Genomic DNA, 6,025 nt, shown 5'->3' with positions numbered 1-6,025 from the left:
GGTGCGGGCGGTGCTGCACCTGGCCGGCAGCAAGGCGGTGGGCGAGTCGGTCGCCGATCCGCTCAAGTACTACGACAACAATGTCGGCGGTTCGGTGGCGCTGCTGCGCGCCATGCGCGAGGCGGGCGTGGCGTGCATGGTGTTCAGCTCATCGGCTACCGTCTATGGCGAGCCGCAGTACCTGCCGTTCACCGAGGCGCACCCGCTGGCGCCCACAAACCCCTATGGCCGCACCAAGCTGATGGTGGAAGAGGTGCTGCGCGACGTCTGCCGGGCGGACCCGGCCTTCAGCGCCGTCACGCTGCGCTACTTCAATCCCATCGGCGCGCACCACAGCGGGCAGATCGGCGAAAGCCCGCGCGACATCCCCAACAATCTATTTCCCTTCATCACCCAGGTGGCGGTGGGGCGCCAGCCCTACCTGCGGGTGTTCGGCGACGATTACGCCACGGCCGACGGCACCGGCGTGCGCGACTATCTGCACGTCATGGACTTGGCGCAAGGGCATGTGCAGGCGCTCACATATTCGGAGAACCACCCTGGATTCGTGGCGGTCAACCTGGGTACGGGGCAGGGCACCAGCGTGCTGGAGCTGGTGCATGCGTTCGAACGAGTCAACGGCTGCCGGATTCCCGTGCGCGCGCAAGCCCGCCGCCCCGGCGATATCGAGCGCATGTGGGCCGATCCCGCCCTGGCCGCCAGCTTGCTCGGCTGGCGCAGCACGCATGACGTGGATGCGATGTGCGCGGACGGCTGGCGCTGGCAGCAGGGCAATCCTCAGGGCTACGAGCAGGACGTGGGAACATAACCCGGGACATAACCCCTGCGCCGTGTCGGATGGATTCCGGGAAACCGGCGCGAGCGGTTACAGTTGACGGAAATATTGCGAAGCAGCATCGCCCGGCGGCCAGCCCGCCGCGGCCATGCACCGTCAACGAGGCGCACCCATGTTTGAATTCAATCCGTCCACCAGCTTCCTGCAGGAGCCGCGGTCATGAGCGGGCCGACCTACAACGCATCGGCCCACTGGAACCTGGACAGCATCGTGTCCGGCCTGCACGAAGCGCGCGTGGCCTGGCGCGGTCCCCGTGGCCGCCTGCGCGAAGACGCCGGCCTGCGCGAGTTCCCGTCGCAGGAAAGCCTGCGCCAGATCGTCAAGGACCTCTGTGGCGCCCTGTTCCCGATGCGCCTGGGGCCGATCGACCTGCGCGAAGAGGTCGAGGACTACTACGTCGGGCATACCATCGGCGCGGCGCTTGATGCGCTGCTGCATCAGGTTTGCCTTGAATTGCAGTACGCGGGCCGGCCTGAACAGGCGCAGCCCGTGGATACGCAGCAGCGCGCCATCGAGATCGTGCGGCAGTTCGGCGCCGAACTGCCGCGCGTGCGCGCCGCGCTGGACCTGGACGTGACCGCGGCCTATCAGGGCGACCCGGCCGCGCACAACGTGGACGAAGTGCTGCTGTGCTATCCGGGCGTGGCGGCGATGATCCATCACCGCCTGGCCAACGTGCTGTACCGCCTGGGTGCGCCGATGCTGGCGCGTATCGTGGCGGAAATCGCGCATGCGGACACGGGCATCGACATCCATCCGGGCGCCACCATCGGCCGCAGCTTCTTCATCGACCACGGCACCGGTGTCGTGATCGGCGAGACCGCCATCATCGGCGACCGGGTGCGCCTCTATCAGATGGTCACCCTGGGCGCCAAGCGCTTCCCGCCGGGCGAAAACGGCGAACTCAAGAAGGGCCTGGCGCGCCACCCCTTGATCGAGGACGACGTGGTGATCTACGCTGGCGCGACGATTCTCGGCCGCGTCACCATAGGCAAGGGCTCGACCATCGGCGGCAACGTCTGGCTGACCCGCAGCGTGCCGCCGGGCAGCAACGTGACCCAGGCCAGCCTGGTCAGCGACATGCCCGACTGCGGCCTTGGCGGCTGAGTGACATTTGCGGCGGCCGCCGTTTTGCGGTGGCCGCCATTTTGCGGTGGCCGCCATTTTGCGGTGGCCGCCAATTTGCGGTGGCCGCCATTTGTAGTGGCCGGCACTGAGGAGCCTGGATGGACACACGAGTCTCTGATCTGGCCGCGCTGCGCGGCTTCGTCGACCGCCATCCGCGGCTGTTCGTGCTGACAGGAGCGGGCGTCAGCACCGACTCCGGCATTCCCGACTACCGCGACACCGAAGGCGAATGGAAACGCACGCCGCCCATGACGCTGCAGACCTTCATGGGCGGCGAACTGGCGCGGGCGCGCTACTGGGCGCGCAGCATGGTGGGCTGGCGTCGCTTTGGCCATGTGCAGCCCAACACCTCGCACCGGGCGTTGGCGCGGCTGGAATCGCGCGGCCGCGTCTCGGTGCTGGTGACGCAGAACGTCGATGGCCTGCACGAGGCCGCCGGCAGCCGCGAGGTGGTGGACCTGCACGGCCGGCTGGACGAAGTGCGCTGCATGGCCTGCGATTGGCGTGGCGGCCGGCAGGCCTGGCAGCAGGCCCTGCAGGAGGGCAATCCGGACTGGCTGCTGCTGGATGCCTCGGATGCGCCCGACGGCGACGCCGATCTGGAAGGCGAGGACTTCGCGCGCTTCAAGGTGCCACCCTGTCCGCGCTGCAACGGCGTGGTCAAGCCCGACGTGGTGTTCTTTGGCGAAACCGTGCCGCGCGAGCGGGTGGACCGCGCCAACGCCGGCCTCATGAATGCCGACGCGGTGCTGGTGGTGGGATCTTCATTGATGGTGTATTCGGGCTACCGGTTCGTGTCCGCAGCCTCGCGCAACGGCATGCCGATAGCGGCCATCAACCTGGGACGCACCCGCGCCGACAGCATGCTTACCCTCAAGGTGGAACTGCCTTGCGCCGTGGCGCTGGATGCGCTGTAAAGCGGCTTGCGGCCGGCCGGTTTTTGACCGGTCTAAGCAAGTGCTTGCCCTGAAAAGGTTTTTTTCCGCTGTTACAGACCTTTCCATAGGGTTGTCCACAGGAACTGTGGATAATTCCTAGGGATAACCCCGAGTTTTTGACCTTTCTCGGGGACGATCTGTCAAGTCTCGCCAGCTTCCGCCATGTCCCCCATCAGCGCTTTGCGAGCCGCGTGCCAGCTGCCGGCGTCCGGCGCGTACAGCAGGCCGCCGGTGCGGTGCGTGGGCTTGTAGGGGGATCCGTCGAAGTGCGCGGCGTAGCCGCCCGCCTCGCGGTGCAGCAGCCAGCCGGCCGCGTGATCCCAGGCGGTCAACTGGTTATACAGCGCGATATGGCAGTGGCCCGCGGCCAGCATGCGGTACTCGTGCGCGGCGCAGCGCAGCGAGGCGGTGCCGCCCAGGCGCGACAGATTGCTGTTGACGGTCGTGCGCAGCGGCTCGGGCAGGGCGCCGGTCGAGATCAGGCCGTCCATGTCGTCGGGGGGCGCGGGGCTGGCCACCGCGAGCGGGACCTGCCTGCCGTTTTCGTATTCCATCCAGGCGCCTTCGCCGCGCACGGCCAGCGCGCTGTCGCGGCTGACCGGGTCGTAGATGACGCCCGCGATCACGTCGCCGCGATGGCAGGCGGCGATCATCATGCCGAATAGCGGCAGGCCCGCCACGTAGTTGCGGGTGCCGTCGATCGGGTCGATCAGGAACGCCAGGTCGGCATCGACCAGCATGTTGAGCAGGGCGGGGTTGCGCGCCGAGGCTTCCTCGCCGATCAGCACGGCGCCCGGATGCAGCTTGGCCAGGCGCGCCGCGATCAGGCGTTCGGCGGCTTCGTCCGCATCGGTGACCAGATCCCGCGCGGAGCTTTTGCCGCGCACCGCGCCTTCCGGCAGATTGCGAAAGCGCGGCATGACTTCCGTCTGCGCCGTTTCGGCCAGGATGGCGGCAAGCCGGCGGGTGTCCTCGCGGGTAAAGGTTCTGCTCATACGGGCTCGTTCGTTTGGGGAACGCGCAAATCTACCACGCCGGACGCGGGCCGGGATGCAACATATCGGACTCCCGGAAACCGGCGCAGGAAATGCGCGCGGCCCTCGCCGGCATCTGCCTGCGAGGGCCGCGCTTCAGGGGCCGTTCAGGCGCCCAGGTCGACGCAGAGGTACTTGATCTCCAGGTACTCTTCGATGCCGTACTTGGAGCCTTCGCGGCCCAGGCCGGATTGCTTGACGCCGCCGAAGGGGCCGACTTCGTTGGAGATGATGCCGGTGTTGATGCCGACGATGCCGTACTCCAACGCTTCGGACACGCGCCAGATGCGGGCGTAGTCGCGGGTGTAGAAGTAGGCGGCCAGGCCGAAGATGGTGTCGTTGGCCATGCCGATGACTTCCTGCTCCGTTTCGAAGCGGAACAGCGGGGCCACCGGACCGAAGGTCTCCTCGGTGGCGAAGCGCATGGATTGGGTCACGTCGCGCACCACGGTCGGTTCGAAGAAGGTGCCGCCCAGCGCATGCGGCTTGCCGCCGGCGATCACGCGGGCGCCGTGCGACGTCGCGTCGGCGATGTGCTCCTGCACCTTTTCCACGGCGCTGCTGTCGATCAGCGGGCCCTGGGTCACGCCGTCGGCAAAGCCGTCGCCGACCTTCATGGCTTCGACCTTGGCGACCAGGCGCTTGGCGATCTCTTCGTAGACGCCGGCCTGCACGTAGATGCGGTTGGCGCAGACGCAAGTCTGGCCGGCGTTGCGGTACTTGGAGGCCAGGATGCCGTCGATGGCGCGGTCCAGGTCGGCATCGTCGAACACGATGAAGGGCGCGTTGCCGCCCAGTTCCAGCGACAGCTTCTTGATGGTGGGCGCGCATTGCTCCATCAGCGTGCGGCCGACTTCGGTGGAACCCGTGAAGCTCAGTTTGCGCACCACGTCGCTTTCGCACAGGGCCGCGCCGATTTCGCGCGAGCTGCCGGTGATGACGTGGAAGACGCCCGCGGGCACGCCGGCTTCTTCGGCCAGCACGGCCAGTGCCAGCGCGGTCAGCGGGGTCTGCTGGGCGGGCTTGACCACCATGGTGCAGCCGGCGGCCAGGGCCGGGCCGACCTTGCGCGTGATCATCGCGGCCGGGAAGTTCCACGGCGTGATGGCGGCGGTGACGCCGATGGGCTGCTTGAGCGCCATCAGGCGCTGGCCGGCCTTGGGGCTTTGCAGGATGTCGCCGTCGATGCGCTTGGCTTCTTCGCCGAACCACTCCAGGAACGAGGCGGCATAGGCGATTTCGCCGGCGGCTTCGGTCACGGGCTTGCCCTGTTCGGACGTCATGATGGCGGCCAGGTCCTGCTGGTTCTGCATCATGAGCTGGGCCCACTTCAGCAGGATCGCGGCGCGTTCCTTGCCGGTCTTGGCGCTCCAGGCGGGCAGGGCGGCCTCGGCGCTGGCGATGGCCTGTTCGGCTTCCTTGCGGCCCAGCTTGGGCACGGACACGATGGTCTTGCCGGTGGAGGGATTGTCCACGGGGATGGACGGGCCGTTGCCGGCGGCTACCCACTTGCCGTCGATGTAGCAGGCGTCGCGCAGCAGGTCGGGGCGCGCCAGGGGATGGGTCAGTGCGGTCATTGTTGCAGTCTCCTTGAAGGGAAGCGGCCGGCCAGGAAACGTTTACGGGCGTGGCGGATAACCCGCTACGCCCGCAAAACTCGTGCCTGCCCGCCGGAATACCGGATGTTCAGGCCCTGTGCGTCAGGCGGCCAGCGCCTCGGACAGGATGGCCAGCGCGCGATCGAACTGGGCGTCGGGGATGGTCAAGGGGTACAGGAAGCGCAGGACGTTGCCGTACACACCGCAGCTTAGCAAAATCAGACCCTTTTCGATGGCGCGGGCTTGCACGCGCTTGACCGCTTCCGCGTCCGGCTTGCCGCTGGCGGGATCGTTCAGTTCCACGGCGACCATGGAGCCCAGGCCGCGCACGTCGGCGATGCCCGGGACCTTGGCGCGCAGGCCTTCCAGATGCGCGCGCAGCTTGTCGCCCAGGGCGACGGCGCGTTCGCACAGCTTTTCCTCGGCGATCACGTCCAGCACGGCATGCGCTGCGGCGACCGCCAGCGGGTTGCCGGCGTAGGTGCCGCCCAG

General features: G+C 67.8%; 6 protein-coding genes. 3 read left to right on the top strand and 3 right to left on the bottom strand.

Features of this window, described 5'->3' with window-relative positions:
* The 3 genes from galE to VIR09_RS23460 all read left to right on the top strand — a co-directional run.
* Positions 1-808: UDP-glucose 4-epimerase GalE (gene galE, locus VIR09_RS23470; protein WP_332015027.1), on the top strand; the 808-nt coding region annotated here is incomplete at its 5' end.
* A gap of 186 nt (positions 809-994) precedes the next feature.
* Positions 995-1,942 (top strand): serine O-acetyltransferase EpsC, encoded by a 948-nt coding sequence (epsC, locus tag VIR09_RS23465; protein WP_332015026.1) that lies wholly within the window; start codon positions 995-997, stop codon positions 1,940-1,942.
* A gap of 119 nt (positions 1,943-2,061) precedes the next feature.
* Entirely contained in the window at positions 2,062-2,880 is an 819-nt protein-coding gene (locus tag VIR09_RS23460) for an NAD-dependent protein deacetylase (protein WP_332015025.1), read from the top strand.
* A 161-nt stretch (positions 2,881-3,041) separates the two neighbouring features.
* Here VIR09_RS23460 and VIR09_RS23455 read toward each other — a convergent pair whose 3' ends face one another.
* The 3 genes from VIR09_RS23455 to VIR09_RS23445 form a co-directional block, all read right to left on the bottom strand.
* Positions 3,042-3,896 (bottom strand): inositol monophosphatase family protein, encoded by an 855-nt coding sequence (locus tag VIR09_RS23455; RefSeq protein ID WP_332015024.1) that lies wholly within the window; start codon positions 3,894-3,896, stop codon positions 3,042-3,044.
* A gap of 146 nt (positions 3,897-4,042) precedes the next feature.
* The gene (locus VIR09_RS23450) at positions 4,043-5,512 is read right to left on the bottom strand and encodes an NAD-dependent succinate-semialdehyde dehydrogenase (RefSeq protein WP_332015023.1); all 1,470 of its coding nucleotides are present in this window, start codon (positions 5,510-5,512) and stop codon (positions 4,043-4,045) included.
* A gap of 123 nt (positions 5,513-5,635) precedes the next feature.
* Positions 5,636-6,025: aminotransferase class III-fold pyridoxal phosphate-dependent enzyme (locus VIR09_RS23445; protein ID WP_332015022.1), on the bottom strand; the 390-nt coding region annotated here is incomplete at its 5' end.

Source organism: Achromobacter sp., assembly GCF_036567245.1.
Taxonomy (GTDB): domain Bacteria; phylum Pseudomonadota; class Gammaproteobacteria; order Burkholderiales; family Burkholderiaceae_B; genus Achromobacter.
The sequence above is the reverse complement of the archived record's forward strand: the minus strand, read 5'-3'. Positions and strand labels throughout refer to the sequence as shown.